Source organism: Planococcus sp. TJ-301, from assembly GCF_058268475.1.
Window position 1 is genome coordinate 14,811 of record NZ_JBZDOH010000003.1, and the last position, 14,522, is coordinate 29,332.

The 14,522-nt window shown below is 47.4% G+C and carries 13 protein-coding genes; 4 read left to right on the top strand and 9 right to left on the bottom strand.

From position 1 onward, the window contains the following. Positions 1–341 precede the first annotated feature (341 nt). The 5 genes from cshA to AC4EHJ_RS12965 form a co-directional block, all read right to left on the bottom strand. Positions 342–1,865, bottom strand: coding sequence for a degradosome RNA helicase CshA (cshA, locus tag AC4EHJ_RS12945; RefSeq protein ID WP_490976038.1), 1,524 nt, complete (start codon positions 1,863–1,865; stop codon positions 342–344). A 334-nt stretch (positions 1,866–2,199) separates the two neighbouring features. After that, a complete protein-coding gene (locus tag AC4EHJ_RS12950; protein WP_490976039.1) occupies positions 2,200–2,898 on the bottom strand; it encodes an alpha/beta hydrolase in 699 nt (232 codons plus the stop codon). A gap of 16 nt (positions 2,899–2,914) precedes the next feature. Then, positions 2,915–4,273, bottom strand: a complete 1,359-nt coding sequence (locus AC4EHJ_RS12955) for a UDP-N-acetylmuramoyl-tripeptide--D-alanyl-D-alanine ligase (protein ID WP_490976040.1) — start codon at positions 4,271–4,273, stop codon at positions 2,915–2,917. Between the two features lie 13 nt (positions 4,274–4,286). Then, positions 4,287–5,357 carry a D-alanine--D-alanine ligase gene (locus AC4EHJ_RS12960; RefSeq protein ID WP_490976041.1) on the bottom strand — a complete coding sequence of 357 codons (1,071 nt, stop codon included), beginning with the start codon at positions 5,355–5,357 and terminating at the stop codon, positions 4,287–4,289. Positions 5,358–5,511: 154 nt separating this feature from the next. Beyond that, positions 5,512–6,282 (bottom strand): hypothetical protein, encoded by a 771-nt coding sequence (locus AC4EHJ_RS12965; RefSeq protein WP_490976042.1) that lies wholly within the window; start codon positions 6,280–6,282, stop codon positions 5,512–5,514. Positions 6,283–6,442: 160 nt separating this feature from the next. Between AC4EHJ_RS12965 and AC4EHJ_RS12970 the strand changes: the two genes are divergently transcribed. Beyond that, positions 6,443–7,630 (top strand): FtsW/RodA/SpoVE family cell cycle protein, encoded by a 1,188-nt coding sequence (locus AC4EHJ_RS12970; protein ID WP_490976043.1) that lies wholly within the window; start codon positions 6,443–6,445, stop codon positions 7,628–7,630. A 38-nt stretch (positions 7,631–7,668) separates the two neighbouring features. On the opposite strand, the gene AC4EHJ_RS12975 is transcribed toward AC4EHJ_RS12970, so the two are convergent. Continuing rightward, positions 7,669–7,800 (bottom strand): Lmo0850 family protein, encoded by a 132-nt coding sequence (locus AC4EHJ_RS12975; protein ID WP_277751548.1) that lies wholly within the window; start codon positions 7,798–7,800, stop codon positions 7,669–7,671. Between the two features lie 260 nt (positions 7,801–8,060). Here AC4EHJ_RS12975 and copZ point away from each other — a divergent pair, with 260 nt between their 5' ends. Both copZ and AC4EHJ_RS12985 read left to right on the top strand, forming a co-directional pair. Then, the gene (copZ, locus tag AC4EHJ_RS12980) at positions 8,061–8,282 is read left to right on the top strand and encodes a copper chaperone CopZ (RefSeq protein WP_490976044.1); all 222 of its coding nucleotides are present in this window, start codon (positions 8,061–8,063) and stop codon (positions 8,280–8,282) included. A 145-nt stretch (positions 8,283–8,427) separates the two neighbouring features. After that, on the top strand, positions 8,428–9,597 hold the full coding sequence (locus AC4EHJ_RS12985) for an MFS transporter (RefSeq protein WP_490976045.1): 1,170 nt from the start codon (positions 8,428–8,430) through the stop codon (positions 9,595–9,597). A gap of 119 nt (positions 9,598–9,716) precedes the next feature. On the opposite strand, the gene AC4EHJ_RS12990 is transcribed toward AC4EHJ_RS12985, so the two are convergent. Together AC4EHJ_RS12990 and AC4EHJ_RS12995 are read right to left on the bottom strand one after the other, a co-directional pair. Beyond that, positions 9,717–10,574, bottom strand: a complete 858-nt coding sequence (locus AC4EHJ_RS12990; protein WP_490976046.1) for an SDR family oxidoreductase — start codon at positions 10,572–10,574, stop codon at positions 9,717–9,719. A 134-nt stretch (positions 10,575–10,708) separates the two neighbouring features. Then, entirely contained in the window at positions 10,709–11,995 is a 1,287-nt protein-coding gene (locus AC4EHJ_RS12995) for an MFS transporter (RefSeq protein WP_490976047.1), read from the bottom strand. Between the two features lie 113 nt (positions 11,996–12,108). On the opposite strand from AC4EHJ_RS12995, the gene AC4EHJ_RS13000 reads away from it, so the two are divergent. Next, a complete protein-coding gene (locus AC4EHJ_RS13000; RefSeq protein ID WP_490976048.1) occupies positions 12,109–13,323 on the top strand; it encodes a helix-turn-helix domain-containing protein in 1,215 nt (404 codons plus the stop codon). Positions 13,324–13,370: 47 nt separating this feature from the next. Here AC4EHJ_RS13000 and AC4EHJ_RS13005 read toward each other — a convergent pair whose 3' ends face one another. Next, positions 13,371–14,489: an NAD(P)/FAD-dependent oxidoreductase gene (locus tag AC4EHJ_RS13005; RefSeq protein ID WP_490976049.1), complete on the bottom strand. Its 1,119-nt coding sequence runs from the start codon at positions 14,487–14,489 to the stop codon at positions 13,371–13,373. Between the last annotated feature and the right edge of the window lie 33 nt (positions 14,490–14,522).

Here is a 14,522-nt window from a genome sequence, read left to right on the forward strand (position 1 = left end):
GCGGGATTGGTTTGCGGAATACCAATCCACTTCACAACATAATGATTTTAGCTCCTTTTAAAAGTACTCCACTCTCGCTTCTCTCTATATTACTATACGATTCATGCATTGATGCGTTTCAGTCCATTGTACATCAGTTTGAAAGCACAAAAAAGACGAATGCGAAAACAGTTTCCTGTTTCCGCATTCGCCTTCTATTTCAGCTTACGCTTTTCTTATAATCTAGCTCCAGTGCCGAGCTCTTCGGGACATAAGTCAACCCAGCTGTGTGGCAAAGAACGCCACTTCGCTGGTCTGCCTTATGCCTGTCGGAGCTGAACCGGCACTTACGCTTTTTCTTCTTAAGATTCGTGACGGCGAGTGCGTCCTGGACGTCCTCCGCCGCTTGTGCTGCCTTCACGGCGTCTTGTTGCGCCAGATCCACCAGCTCCAGTGCCTGAACGGCTTGAAGATGGACGGCCTGATCCAGTTGAACGGCTGCCTTTATAGCCTCCGCCACCACTGCTGCGTCCGCCTTTGCCTTTATAGCCTCCGCCTCCGCGGGATGGCAATGGGCGCTCTTCCGAAATTGATACTGGTGTATCTTCCGGCTCTTTAGTCATTGTTTTAAGGGCCGCTGCAATCAAATCAACAGCATCAAACTTCTCAAGCATTTCTGCCGCAAATTCACGGTAGTCGCCCAAGTTGTTTTTCTCAGTCATTTCTTGCAATTGTTCCACAGCAACGCGTTTTTGGCCTAGTACAGCTTCATCAGCAGTTGGAGGAATCAAAGCTTCCATTTTTTTCTTAGTTGTGCGTTCAACGATGCCCAAGTAGCCCATTTCACGTGGTGTTACAAACGTGACTGCGACTCCTTTTTTACCTGCACGGCCAGTACGGCCGATACGGTGGACATAGCTTTCAGGATCTTGTGGAATATCAAAATTGTATACGTGTGATACGCCTGAGATATCAAGTCCGCGAGCTGCTACGTCAGTTGCAACCAAGATGTCGATTTTGTTTGCTTTGAATTGCTTCAAAACAGACATACGTTTTGCTTGGCTCAAATCGCCGTGAATTCCTTCAGCCAAATAGCCGCGGATGTTCAAAGCATGTGCCAATTCATCAACCCGGCGTTTTGTACGTCCGAAGATGATCGCAAGTTCTGGTTGTTGTACGTTCAAAAGACGTGAAAGGATATCAAATTTTTCGCGTTCTACCGATTTAACGAAGAACTGCTCAATATTCTCAACAGTCATTTCTTTTGATTTGATTTTAACGATTTCTGGAGTCTTCATGAATTTCTCTGCAATGCGGCGGATAGCATCCGGCATAGTTGCTGAGAACAACAATGTTTGGCGAGTATCTGGCACGCTTGACATGATTGTTTGGATATCTTCAATGAAGCCCATGTTCAACATTTCGTCAGCTTCGTCCAGGATCAATGTGTTTACATTGTCCAATTTAAGCGTACGGCGGTTGATATGGTCCAAAAGGCGTCCTGGTGTACCAACGATGATGTGTGGACCGTTTTTAAGTGCACGGATTTGACGGCTGATTTCTTGGCCACCGTATACTGAAAGGATGCGCACGTTTTTATCTTGGCCCAGTCTGTACAACTCTTCTGAAACCTGAATTGCTAATTCGCGAGTTGGCGCAATTACCAATCCTTGGACATTGCCGTTTTTAGTGTCGATTTTTTCGACCAATGGAATACCGAATGCAGTTGTTTTACCAGTTCCCGTTTGGGCTTGTCCGATAATGTCCTTGCCTTCCATACCTAGACGGATTGTACCTTCTTGAATCGGTGTTGCTTCTTCAAACCCCATGCGTTTTACGGACTTTAAAGTGGTTTCGCTAATATTTAACTCTGAAAATTTTACCAAATGTTTTCAATCTCCTTTTGTCTTCATCTTATTTACAAATGGTGTACATTTTAGATGAAATCGTGACAAAGTCGAGCCTTTATGAGGAAGTTTCACGTCGAAAATCATACTCTGTAGTTTTAAGTCAGAGGGGATGTGTGAACAGAAAAAGCTCGGGCGTTGCCGAGCGGTCTGATCGGCGGGTTTTGATGCCCAATAAGTAGAACAAACCGTTTTGCTCAAAAAAATACTCTTCACAAGTGAAGAGCGTTCCAAAAATGTATCCATTGCTTTCATTAGAATAACACGATTTTTAAGCACTTGCAATCAATACGCAAAGGTTCTAATAATCAGTTTACTCTGTGCCTTTCTTCATAAATGCCAAAACCCGCATGAACCAATCCTCGCAGTCCTCGCTATAACAAATCATATGCTTCCCTGTTTCTGAGCGGATGATCTGTTTATCTTCAGAAGCGATATTGTCGTAGATAAAGTCCGCAGCCGATACCGGCACCACCCCATCCTTCATCCCCTGCACAATGCAGGCGGGGATATGGATGTTCTTGTAATATGGTTCGATCAGTTTGACGACCTTCAGGAATTCCCGCGTCGACAACATTGGCGTATTGATGAGTTTATATTGGTAGCGCTTATAAAACTCATTTTCTGCTAAGCGCATTTTCGCGGCATCCGATAAGGCGCCTTTGACTTCTTGCAATAATTGCGCTGGGCTGATGTATTTGGCCGCTGCACTCAGCAGCACAAGGCGGTCGATTTTATAGCGCATTGCTAAATACATCGCTATCAATCCGCCCATGGAAAAACCGACAATGATAATTCGGTCGGAAGATTTCTTTAGTTCACGGAGAGCCAGTTCTGCTTCCATCAGCCAGCTATCCGCTGTCATATTTTTCAACGCAAGCGTGTCGCCATGCCCGGGAAGAGTGGGGACCGAGATGTTCCAATCCGTCTGTTTCTCTAAAAAATCAGCGAACGGCTGAACTTCATATGGACCGCCCGTAAAGCCGTGGATGCACAAGACACCAGTTTTCAAACCGTTCTCCTCCATTTCAATTTGTTGCAAACGGTTCGATGACCTTTTCAAGCGCCATGCCGCGTGAGCCTTTTACCAGAATGATGGAATCCGCTGAGATGCGTTCTTTTAGAAATTCGATGATTGGCGCATAATCGTTTTCGCTCCAAATCACTTCACCAGAAAACGAAACCGTGAGTTTGTCGCGCAGCCACTTCATGCGGTGGCCAAACAGGCAGACACCCGAAATATCGTCGGAAATCAATTTCGCCAATGCTTCATGATAGTTCTGCTCATTGTCGCCAAGTTCCAGCATATCGCCAAGCACCAGCCATTTGTTTTCTTTCATCGTCGTCTCACGAAGGAAGTTCAATGCGGCTCCCATTGAAGAAGGTGCTGCATTATAAGCGTCATTGATGAACGTTGCGCCGTTGTCCGCTTGGATGATCTGCATGCGCATATCTGTCAATGCCGCGTTTTTCAAGGAACGGCGAATTTCTTCTTCAGTCAGCCCCGCTTCAAGCGCCACTAAAATTGCAGCTAACGTGTTCTTAACCTGGTGTTCCCCAAGGACTGGAATCGTGAATGCTGCATCAATGATGCCGCTGACCAAAAAGCTGCTGCCGTTTTCAGTAGCTTTGATGTTCGTGACAGCCAATTCGTTGTTTTCACCGAAGCCGAATGAAACCGCCTGCGGGAATTCTTCAACAAACGGCAAAAGCAAGGGCTCATCGCCATCATAAAAAAGCTTCCCATGGCTTGCCATGCCAGCGACGATTTCAAACTTGGCCTGGGCGATGCCTTCGCGTGAACCGAGGTCTTGCATATGGGCTTCGCCGATATTCGTAATGATGGCGTAGTCCGGCCGTGCCAGTTGGGATAAAAATTCGATTTCTCCAAAGCCGCTCATGCCCATTTCAAGGACGGCGAACCTCGTATCTTCATCGAGCGACAAAATGGTCAATGGCAAGCCCAGTTCATTGTTCAAATTGCCTTGCGTTTTCTGCACCTTGAAATACGGCTTCAATACACTTGCCACCAAATCTTTAGTGGATGTTTTGCCGTTGGAGCCAGTGATGCCGATGACCATCGTCGACAATTCGTTGCGGTAAGACCGCGCCATTTCCTGCAGCGCAATTTTGCAGTCATCGACGATCAATAGCGGCACGTCTTTCGGCGGATTCGGCTCATCGCGCTGCCAGAGGCTTACTGCTGCTCCCGCTTCGAAAGCCTGGCGGACATATTGATGGCCATTGACATTTTCTCCGCGGAACGGCACAAACAGATCGCCCGGTTTCAACGTTCTTGTGTTGATCGACACCCCTGTAACAACAACGCCTTTAAAGTTCGTTTTTATATCCAGCCATTCGGCTAGTTGCTCAATCTTCTTTTTCATACAATGTCTCCACTCAATCTATTTTTACTTGCAACATCTGTTTATCATTATAGCGCTCAATCGCCAAATCAATCAGACGCTCAATCAAATCCGGATAAGCAAGCCCCGTATTTTCCCATAATAGCGGGAACATGCTGTATGGCGTAAATCCAGGCAACGTATTGACTTCATTAATCAAGATTTCGTTCTCAGCAGTAACGAAGAAATCTGCACGGACGAGCCCCGAGCAGTCCAATATCTTAAACGCTTTTTTCGCAGATTCCACTAATTCCGCATAAACGCTTTCCGGCAATTCAGCGGGAATGATCATTGCGGTATTGCCGTCTTTGTATTTGGCTTGGTAATCGTAGAACGCTTTTAGCGGCTTGATCTCGCCCGCAACTGAGCATTCCGGCTGGTCGTTTCCGAGGACACCGATTTCAATTTCACGCGCCGTTACGCCTTGTTCGACGACGATTTTGCGGTCGAACTTCAATGCCTCTTCCACTGCTGCAGCCAATTCTTCTTTATTGTCCGCTTTGCTGATGCCGACGCTCGAACCAAGGTTTGCAGGTTTGACGAAGACTGGCCATTGCAATTCAGCGGCAATGCGCTCAACTAGCGCTTCTTGGTTCCTCTGCCACTCACTGCGGATAAAATAGACGTATGGGGTTTGTTTCAATCCAGCAATTTCAAATAATTGCTTCATGACCACTTTATCCATGCCCGCTGACGAAGCTAATACACCATTGCCAACATACGGCAGGTTCATTACTTCAAGCAAGCCCTGCACTGTACCATCTTCACCATTCGGTCCATGCAGCAACGGGATGATAACATCTAAAATTTGTCCACTTTCTGCTGGTAAGAAGCCGGATATATCATTCGGGGTGGATGCGCCCTGGCCGATTTGAAGCTGTTCAATCGAATCAACCGGCCCCTCGAGCAAGGACCCTTTTCTCCATTCCCCTTCTTGCGTTATATAAATCGGATATACTTCGTATTTTCCGAAATTCAAAGCTTTTGTAACCGCACGGGCAGTCGAAAGCGATACTTCATGCTCTGCCGACTTGCCTCCATATAATAAACCGATCTTTTTCTTCATCAGTAAACCTCCGCTATTGTCCAGTTGTTGGGCACCTTGGCGCTTTCCCTATGGATTTCTTTTTTTATAATGCTTAGTTTATCACGAACAGTGGAAGACGAAAAATTTTTTCCGGCCTGATGCCAAAAAAAGAAGCAATGCTTAGAACCAAGCATTACTTCCATTGCTTCAATTTGCGGTCGAAGACGATTTTGCGGTCAACGTCCTGTTTGATGTATCCCTGAATATCCGACCAGAACTCATCGAGAAACGAAATTTCTTCTACCGAACGGATGTGCAGTTCGATGGTATTCTTCGTTTTTTCCGGATCGGCAAGCGAAATCAAGACGCCTTCACGGTAATCATTTTTCAGCGTGTTCAGAAGTTCCAGCGGCAATTCCGGTATCAGGTCTTTGGATTTGCGACGCCAAAAGTTTTGGCCATTCGCTTCTCTGCGGATCACTTGAGTGAAATAATTGCCCACCAATTCGTTCAGCCGTTCCATATAACGGAAATATATCTTGGTCGTCTGCTCTTCTTCGCTTGAGAGGTAGACAAATTCGTTTTGTAAAGTGGCGTAAAAAGGCGGACGCACCGCTTCTTTTTTATGGCCAATATATAGAAGTTCTGCCTGCTCTTGAGGAGACAGTGAATTCAGCTGCTTTTCATTTTTGAAGTCGATCCAGCAAAATTCGCTTTTCTTATTGCCCAATCCTTTGCGAAGTTGTGAAAATTCTTCCTGTGCGACAAACTCCAAATATGTATGCATATTGAAAGAGGCATCATCATAGCTATGTTTCAGCAGCAAGAGGTTCTTCGGCATTTTCATGGCATCCAGAAATTGCGCGAAGGTAAGACCGCTGAAAATGGCGAATCGATCAGCTTCGTTCAAATAAATGTATAAATGCTGTATATAATAATCCGCGTTCAGCGGTTTTTTGACCATGTCCCCCACTCCAATCTCCTTTTTCATTATACGACCAATCTTTTGAAATATGAAACATCATAGCTCTATTTTCGTCATTACTTTTGGTATAGGCATATTTTCTGTGGATGCGCTATAATATTAACCGACTCTCAATCTAAAAAAGTACAGGTGAACTCAGATGCAAACAAACAAGAGCATTGCTGATCGCATCGATTGGTCGCTCGCTTTTATCTTATTCCTCTTCTTTGTGGTCAGCTTGATTGCAATTTCTTCGGCTCAGACTTCCGGCCAATATTTGACGAATTTCGTGCCGCGCCAAGGGATTTTCTACATAATTTCCATTTGCATGATTGGCGTGCTGATGTATTTCGATTCAGAGCAATTTAAAAAGATGGCTTATTATTTATACGCCTTCGGAATTTTCATCCTCATTGTGCTAATGATCTCCCCAGACGGCCCCGGCCAGATTGCGGAATCAGTAAACGGTGCAAAAGCTTGGTTCCATCTGCCTTTTTTCAATCTGCAGCCGGCTGAATTCATGAAAACCTTCTATATACTCGCGCTGGCGAAGATGATTTCTTCCCATCATGAGAAGCATCCCCTAAAATCGCTGCAGACCGATTTCATGCTGCTCGGCAAAATCGCGTTGATGTTGAGCGTTCCGTTAGGATTCATCCTGCTGCAACCCGATTTAGGGACGTCGCTCGTGTTCATCGCCATTACACTCGCGTTGACGGTCGTTTCCGGCATCTCTTGGAAAATCATCGCGCCAAGCTTTGGCGGCGTCGCGGTAATCGGCGGCAGCCTGTTGTGGATGGCTGTCAATATGCAGGATTTCCTGTCCGACAATTTCGGTCTGAAACCGTATATGTTCGAACGGATCTATACATGGCTTGACCCTTACGCCTATGCAGAATCAGGTGGATATAACCTGATTGCCGCCATGAATGCCATCGGTTCCGGAGAAGTGTTCGGAAAAGGCTATCAAGGGCGCCAAGTCTACGTGCCGGAAAACCATACCGATTTCATCTTTACGGTCATTTCGGAAGACTTCGGCTTTGTCGGCGCCAGCGCTGTCATCATTCTATTTTTCATGCTCATCTACCATTTGACAAAAATCACGTTGCAATTGAAAGATGTCTTCAGTACGTATGTATGCGCAGGAATCATCGCCATGATTACATTCCATGTATTCCAGAATATCGGCATGACTATCCAGCTGCTGCCGATCACCGGCATCCCGCTTCCATTCATCAGTTACGGAGGAAGCTCGCTGATTGGGAATATGCTCGCACTCGGCATTGTCTTCAGCATGAAATTCCATCACCGGAACTATATGTTCGGCAATGATAAAGAAGGGGATTAAAAAACTCCGGCGCATCGGCGCCGGAGTTTTTTAATGGATTATTGGATTTGCGGATTTTGCGGCAAAGCCAGCGCCTTCAATAACTCTACACGTGATTTTGTGATTTTGGCGTGGATTCCCAGTTTCGATAAATTTGAAACGATTTTGCGAACTTCTACGTCTTTCGCCATCCAGATCACCTCTTTATATTATTCATACTATTATTGACGTTTTGCGCCATTTCTAGTTTCGTATGTAACAGCTAAATATTTGACTTTTCTGTGTCTACGTATATAATACCATCTTTCAAAGGTTTTAAACTTTTCATTTTGATGACATTGTGAATAAATTGTTAATTGTTTCATTTTTCAAGCCGCAAATGATAATATGAAGACAGAAATAGAGTGTTTGACACATTCTCTCAAGCATTAAATCCAAGGAGGAGTTAATAATGACCGAACAAATCACATTGCCTGTAAACGGCATGACGTGCCAACATTGTGTAGGGCGTGTCGAGAAAAACGTTTCTGCATTGCCTGGTGTCGATAAAGTGGATGTTTCTTTGGAAAATGATACAGTGGCTGTAGCATATGATAAATCGGCAGTTTCTGTTGAACAAATCACCGAAGCGATTGAAGACGCAGGTTATGATGTCGGTGCACCAAAAGCGTAAAATTCAATAAAGCCATGAAAAGCGCGCCGGTTGGAGCCGGCGCGCTTTTTTTGCATGGGCTGCCCTGTCCGATCTTTATTTGTCGTTCTCCTGAAACAAAGGTAAAATGAAGGCACAGCCTTTTCAGAAAGCAGGAAGTATACATATGAAAAAAACGATTTTATTGTTGATGTCGGTCCAGTTTTTTGTGTACTTGGGCTTCGGCATCATAATCCCGGTTCTTCCGGAAGTCATCGTGCAGCAAGGCTATAGCGAAATCCATGTCGGCGGCTTGATCACAATTTATGCGCTTGCCTCCTTTTTCACTGCTCCTTTATGGGGCAGGCTATCGGACAATACAGGACGCAAACGGCTCATTTTAATCGGGTTGGCCGGTTTCAGCCTGAGCTTTTTTCTGTTCTCGCTATTCCTCGATAACCTGGTGCTGCTGTACCTTTCACGCATTATCGGCGGGCTTTTCTCCGGAGCGCTTTATACGGCAGTAACCGGCTATGTAGCCGATATCACAAGCGATGAAGACCGCAATAAATACATGGGGCTGCTCGGCATGTCCATCGGCCTCGGATTTATCTTTGGCCCGGCCATCGGCGGCTTGCTCGGCTCGATTTCGTTATCGCTGCCATTCACGGCTTCGGCTGTCCTAGTGCTCTTGCTGATGGCATACGCGTCGCTCGTTTTAAAAGAGCCAGTGCGCCAAGGCGAAGCGGTGAAACGGAAATTGATGCCGAAAGGAGCAAGCGTCCTTTGGCAATACCGCATCCGCTATTTGTTCCTGTTTTCGTTTTTGGTGACTTTTTTGCTGGCCGGCCTCGAGTCGACGTTCCAGCTGTTCCAAATCGACCAAATTCAAATCACACCGCTGCAGCTCGGCTATTTGTTCATCGCTAGCGGCTTGGTGGACGCCACCATCCAAGGAGGCGTTGTGCGCCGTATTAAAGACGGCAAGGAAACGCAGTGGATAATCGGGGCGCAGATCGTGACGGCTGCCGGCCTTTTCCTGTTGCCGTTCACTACGAGCTTAGTGTTTGCCGGAGTCGCGTTAAGCATCTTCACCGCCGGCAATGCCTTGGCTCGGACAGCGATCGTATCGCTGACATCCAAGGAATCAGGCGGCAAATACGGCACTGCGGCTGGCGTTGCGTATTCGATGGATAATATGGGGCGCATCATCGGACCGTTGTTCTTCACATGGCTGCTAACGATGCAGTCCGGCGCAGTCTATTATTTATCCGGGACGCTGGCATTGCTTGCCATCGTGCTGGTTGTGCTCTTTAGAAAATCCGCCAACTCTTTGCGGACCGCGGAAAATGGCTGAACTTGAAATAACGGCCGGCCGCTGCAATGCATGGCATCTTAAAATAAATAAAGAGGGACGGAAAAATCACTGATTTTTCCGCCCCTCTTTTTGTTTGGATTCAGTTTTTAACGGTGCTGTTAATACGGCGTTCCGCCATTGATATGCAACACTTGCCCGGTTACATATGACGAATCATCCGATGCTAAATACACATATCCCGGCGCAAGTTCATCCGGCTGCCCCGGACGGCCAAGCGGTGTGCTTTGTCCGAATTTCGCAACCTCTTCCGCTGCAAATGAAGCTGGGATAAGCGGGGTCCAGATCGGTCCCGGCGCCACCCCGTTTACCCGAATGCCATCTTTCGCAAGCGACCCTGATAATGCACGGGTGAATGACAGGATAGCCCCTTTTGTAGAAGAATAATCGATCAGTTCTGGCATGCCTTGGAACGCTGTAATTGAAGTGGTATTGATGATTGAACTTCCCCGCTGTAAATGTTCGAGCGCAGCTTTCGTCAAATGGAACATCCCGAAAACGTTCGTCCGGAATGTCCGCTCCAGCTGCTCGGCCGTAATGTCTTTCAAAGATTGCTGTACATGCTGTTCGGCAGCGTTGTTGACCAGGATGTCCAATTTTCCGAATTCGTCCATCACTTTGCGGACAGATTCCTGGCAAAATGCTTCGTCGCCGATGTCGCCGGCAATGAGGATGCAGCGCCGGCCTTCTTGTTCGACCAGCTTTTTCGTCTCTTCAGCATCTTCGTGTTCATCCAGATACATGATGGCGACGTCCGCACCTTCTTTCGCGAACGCTACAGAAACAGCACGGCCGATTCCGCTGTCGCCTCCGGTAATCAATGCTGTCTTTTCCGGGAGCCGATGCGCTTTTCCTGCCAGGTTCCCTTTGAAATCCGGGCGCGGTTCCATTTCGCTTTCAAATCCAGGCTGGCGTTCCTGCTGCTGAGGCGGTAAGTTCTTGACCTTGTCTTTTTCCATAGTCCGATTCACCCTTCCGTTTTTTATGTCTTTGGAATTTTTCCCTGTACCTGCCAAATTAAACATTCCGAAAAGAAAATCCCATCCGGTTTGCCAACAGCGGCAACAGAGGGGATTTCCGGATTCAAATGGATTTAATGCACCGGCTTTTTCTGCAATCCGTCGGCGAGTTCCGGATACGCTTCCCTGACGATGTTCGGCCGGATCATGTAGGCAACCAATCCGATCAGGCAAAGGCTGCTGCCGAGGACGACGTATTCCGCTGGGACTCTGTCATATAGAAGCCCGAACAATAGATAACCGAGCGGCATCATGGCCATCGCCATCGATTCGAGAATGCCAAAGACTCGGCCGCGGTATTCTTCTTCGACATCTTTTTGCATCATGACGCCGATGGGTGTATTGACAAAGACGTTGGAAATGCCGAATGCAAACATCAGAACGAGGAAATAAAACACATTTGCTCCATACGACATGTCCAGCATCAGCGGCAGTGCAAGGCCTGCTAAGATAATCGACATCGCGAACAAGGCTCTTTTGGAAAACAGCAACGGGTACTTCACTTCTTTGCGCAGCGAAAAGTAGATGGAAGCAAACAGCATTCCTACAGCAACCATGGCCTCGATGAAGCCGAAATGCACCACCTCTACTTTCATTTGCTGGACGGCGATAAACGGCAAACCGATCATCAACGCTGAGAAAAAGAAATTCAATCCGATGGCCGTGCTGACGATGACCATGATGACGCGGTTCGTCTTCAAATATGCCGCGCCTTCTTTCATGCTTTGCATCATGGATTTCTTATCTTCTGCCGCTGCTTCAGCTTTTGCGCTGAATAATTTAAAATCCATCGTCGCTTCCAATGCCAGCGCGAGCAAGTAGCCTACTATCTGGATGAGCAGAAAGACGTTCATGGAAACGAAACCGAATAGCATGCCGCCAACGACTGGCCCGCCGATTGCAGCAATCGACAGCGCCGACTGGTTGAAGCCAATGGCTTTTTGGATGCGTTCCGGATCAATCAAATTGGCAATCGAAGCAGAGAACGTCACGCTTGCGAACATCGAGCTGACGGACAATAGCGCGGTCGTTGCGTAAATGGCCGGCAGCGACAAGCCTTCAGCCGCGCTGTAAAGAAGCAGTGCCCCGACTGCCAGCGCACTCGCAAATTGGGCAGCAATCACAATCATCTTCTTGGAATATTTATCGGCGGCATAGCCTGCAAATGGCGCCAGTATGGTCCTTGGCAAAATGCTGAAGATCAAATTAATGGCGAAATTGGCGGCGGATCCAGTTAATGCCAACACATATAAGCTGATGCCGAACGTGTAGACGCTGCTGCCGAACGTCGAAACGAGCTTGCTGATCGTAAAAGTATAAAGGTGATAAGTCGCTTTGCGGATGGCTGCTGATTGAGTCATTTTTTCATCCCCTTGCCCTTTGTTTAATTTAATTAAACAAAATGTATCATTCTTTTACTGGCATTACAAGCGAAAGTTTAATATATTTAAACTATTACAAATGAGGTGATCTCGTGGAAACTCTCGGAGAACGCATCCGCAGTTTGCGGAAAGCAAAAGGGCTGACGCTGCAAGCATTGGCCGGCAGCTCGATGACCAAAGGAATGCTCAGTTTGATCGAAAACAACAAAGCAAACCCCTCAATGGAAAGTTTGTCTTATATCGCCGGGCAATTGGGCGTTGACCGCAATGAATTGCTCGCTCAGGTTCCTACTGCAGAATTGCGCGAATTGCTGCAAGATGTGGAAAAAATGAATAAGAAGGAATTATACGAACCGAAAAACCTCCAACCGATCATTGAAAAAATTGAGCCATACGCGGATAAACTGCCTTTTCGCTATGAGTCGGCAAGGCTTCTTGAAATCTACAGCCGCTGTCTTTATTACGCGAAAATTCCCGCATGGCAACAAACCTTGGAACAAGCGGAAGAGATGTATGAAGGGCTTCATCTCATGAACAACAGCGCCGATGTCCATATGTTCAGGGCGATGACCAAATTCCAGCAACACGACTACAGGGAAGCATTGCGAATGCTTCAGGCTTCACGCAAAGCGTTCGAAAAACGCGACGCGGTGCTGGACTCATTGAAGAAGCTCGATTTCGACTATTTAGAGGCAATTCTTTACATGGCCATCGGCGAACGGGAAAACGCCTTGCGCTTGATGGCTGAAGCGCTCGATTATTCGAAGCAGTACCAAATCTATTACCGGACCGCCGATTTCTACCGGGCATTAAGTTTTCAGGCGATTTTAAGCGGAGACATTGAAGGCATGCAATTCAATATCCATAAGCTCCGCTTGTTTTCGGAGTTCTCAGAAGACAAGAATAACGAAGAAGCAGCAGATTTGATCGAAGCGCATTATTACAATTCCTTTGTCCATGATTATGAAAAAGCGACTGCTATCATCGGCAAACACCAATTTGAAGAACAAGATGAAGAATGGGCGCAGTTTTACCTCGAAAAAGGCAAAGCGCTCTTCGGTATGGGCCGTTTTGACGAAGCACTCGAGTGGTTAAAGCGCCATACCATATCCGAATTTTTGCACCACCCCTATGATTTATCGATGAATTACGAAAAAGACGCTTATATGGCTTTGATTTACGAACAGTTGGGCAAACACGCTCTGGCAATCGAACACGCGATTATCGCCAAGGACCTGATCGAGCCAATGCCGGATTTGCCATACAAGACATTCATTCTCGATATCTATAAGAAAATCGTTCAATAGAAAAAAGCCTTCGCGGACCGCGAAGGCTTTTTTCTATACGTGCTGTTTTATTGCTGCTGAAAAACTTCCGCAATATTGTAAAGCGCCAAGTCGATATCGAGCGGAATGCCAAGCGCAAGTTTAGCCAATTCCCTTCCCAGGAAAGGCCCCGCTGTGAGCCCCGACGCACCAAGGCCGTTCGCAGCGTATAAATTCGGATGCCCCGGCACTTGGCCGATAAATGGCAACGCGCTCGCTGTTGCTGGCCGGAATCCGGTTGCTGCTCCCGTCAGTTCACAAGCTGCGAGCCCCGGAGCGGCATCGAGTGTTTTATCCAAAATATGATGGATGCCCCCGGCAGTAAGCTTCGAATCGAAACCCGCTCCATTTTCATGGGTTGCTCCCGCCACAATTCGCCCGTCTTCAAAGGGTACGATATATTGTCCGTACGGTACCATCGCGACCGGCCATGTACCTGTGTCTTGCCCGCTGCTTTGCAAATGCAGGATCTGCGCTTTCTGAGGCACGACGTCCAGCGCCAAGCCAAGCGGCTCGAATAATTCCGAAGCCCATGCCCCTCCTGCGGAGACGATGCTGTCAGCATAGAATGCTCCCGCTTCAGTCTGTACACCTTCCACCTTTTCTCCCGCGAGGATCAGTGAAGCGTTGCCCGTAATCTTCGTCGCCCCGAGTTTCACCGCAGCCCGAACCAGCGCTTCACAGATCGAGCGGCCATCGACTCGTGCGGCGCCGCTGACGTAAAGCGAACCGTAGCGCTCTGTTGCAAACGGAAACAATTCACGCGTCTCTTCCGCCGATAGCCTTTTCACTCTTCCCATTTCTGGTGCATCTTCCAGACGCTCCATAGCTTTCGCTTCCATCTTGTCGAGTTTGCTGTCTTCATGGATGCTGACAATGCCCACCTGCTTGTAGCCGGTCTGCGTTTCCCCGAGCTCTTCCAGTTCCCGGATCAGCTTCGGGTAATACGCTGCACCCCCTTTAGCGAGGCCGTACCAAGCCTGATTGCGGCGCTGGGAAATCCACGGACAGACAATGCCTGCCGCAGCACTTGTTGCCTGTCCGGCATCGCCGCGGTCGATCAACGTGACAGCCGCTCCCGACTTCGCTGCGGAATACGCTGCGGAAGCCCCTAAAATACCTGATCCAATAATAATGATTGATTGCATGTATACACCTGTTCCTTTAAAGTCTTTTGCCTT

Coding starts and splice junctions, on each gene's coding strand:
- AC4EHJ_RS12955 (WP_490976040.1), bottom strand. CDS start 4,273: ATGAAAAAGAAGATTGAGCAACTAGCCGAATGGCTGGATATAAAAACG.
- AC4EHJ_RS12960 (WP_490976041.1), bottom strand. CDS start 5,357: ATGAAGAAAAAGATCGGTTTATTATATGGAGGCAAGTCGGCAGAGCAT.
- AC4EHJ_RS12965 (WP_490976042.1), bottom strand. CDS start 6,282: ATGGTCAAAAAACCGCTGAACGCGGATTATTATATACAGCATTTATAC.
- AC4EHJ_RS12970 (WP_490976043.1), top strand. CDS start 6,443: ATGCAAACAAACAAGAGCATTGCTGATCGCATCGATTGGTCGCTCGCT.
- AC4EHJ_RS12975 (WP_277751548.1), bottom strand. CDS start 7,800: ATGGCGAAAGACGTAGAAGTTCGCAAAATCGTTTCAAATTTATCGAAA.
- copZ (WP_490976044.1), top strand. CDS start 8,061: ATGACCGAACAAATCACATTGCCTGTAAACGGCATGACGTGCCAACAT.
- AC4EHJ_RS12985 (WP_490976045.1), top strand. CDS start 8,428: ATGAAAAAAACGATTTTATTGTTGATGTCGGTCCAGTTTTTTGTGTAC.
- AC4EHJ_RS12990 (WP_490976046.1), bottom strand. CDS start 10,574: ATGGAAAAAGACAAGGTCAAGAACTTACCGCCTCAGCAGCAGGAACGC.
- AC4EHJ_RS12995 (WP_490976047.1), bottom strand. CDS start 11,995: ATGACTCAATCAGCAGCCATCCGCAAAGCGACTTATCACCTTTATACT.
- AC4EHJ_RS13005 (WP_490976049.1), bottom strand. CDS start 14,489: ATGCAATCAATCATTATTATTGGATCAGGTATTTTAGGGGCTTCCGCA.